This window comes from Rhodococcus sp. 320_ES, assembly GCF_059691855.1.
On sequence record NZ_JCAWAG010000011.1, the window covers coordinates 1 to 1,320 of the forward strand.

The window sequence follows — 1,320 nt, forward strand, 5'->3', positions numbered from 1 at the left end:
TTGTCGGACCCCCTTGTTACGGTATCCGTATCAGTTCGAACACCAGTTCGACACACGGTTCGGGGGGACCATGATCACCGACTACACCGCACACCTGACGGCCATCGAGGAGCACGTCGACGCCCTCGCCGCGGTGAACACCGCCCTCGGTGAGAACACCGACCGAGCCGAACTGATCCGGCGCCTCGACACCCTCGCCAACCGCGCCCTCGCCCTGCAATACCCCCTGATCCAGCAGCTCACCGAACAACCCGGCCACGTCGCCTCCGGGCTGACCCGAACCAACGACATCATCGTCGACCTCACCCGCTGCACCCCCGGGGAGGCGAACCAACGCCGCAACCGAGCGCGCGAGGTCACCGTCAACACCACCGCGGCCGGTGTCGCGATCGCCCCCGAACACCCCCGACTGTGCTCGGCGATCGCCGACGGCGCCGCGAACCGCCAACACCTGACCGTCATCGACAACTTCCGCCGCTACCTCTCCCGCGCCGACACCGACACCGTCGATCCCGACTCGGTGCGCGAGGCGGTGGATCTGCTCGGTCACCTCACCCGCACCCTGACCGCGGACCACCTCGCCCTCGCCGCCCGCGAACTCACCGAACGGTTGCTGCCCGACGGCCACCTCGACCACGACACCGCAGATGCCCCGTTCCTGGAGTTGCACCCGCAGCGGGAGAACGGGCTGCGCCGGGTGGTCGGTGACCTGGACGCCGAAACCAGCGCCTACCTCGAACCGCTGCTGGCGAAGTTCGCCGCACCCGGGATGCTGAACCCCGACGACGCCACCCCCATCGTCGACACCGAACCCGACGGTGCGCCCGACACCGACACGGACACCGCTGCGGACACGGACACGGCAGTGGAGTCGCCCGACCTGCAGGACCGCCGGGAGTCCGCCGCCGCCCGCGACACCCGCTCCGCCGGCCGGCGTCGGCACGACGCCCTGAAGTTCGTGCTCCGCTCGGGGTTGATGGCGGGGCGATACGGCACTCACCGCGGTATCCCCGTCTCCGTGGTCATCACCACCACCCTCGCCGACCTGGACAAAAAGACCGGGTATGTCCGCACCGGGGGCGGTACCCGCCTCACCCACGACGATGTGCGGCGCATGGCCGTACACGCGGAGAACTACCTGATCGTCTTCGACGAGCACACCCGTAGACCGCTGTACTTCGGTCGGACCCGGCGCACCGCGTCACCGGAGCAGCGGTATGTGCTGCACGCGCTCGACCGGGGTTGCACCTTCCCCGAGTGCACCGCGGTGGCGTATTACTGCGAGGCGCATCACCGCATCGACGACTGGGCCGACGGCGG

Annotated in this window: 1 protein-coding gene; it reads left to right on the forward strand. The window is 69.2% G+C overall.

Annotated features, from left to right (window positions below; genetic code table 11):
- Positions 1–70: 70 nt before the first annotated feature.
- The coding region (locus AC59JP_RS23020; RefSeq protein WP_497328218.1) for a DUF222 domain-containing protein at positions 71–1,320 on the forward strand (1,250 nt) is incomplete at its 3' end.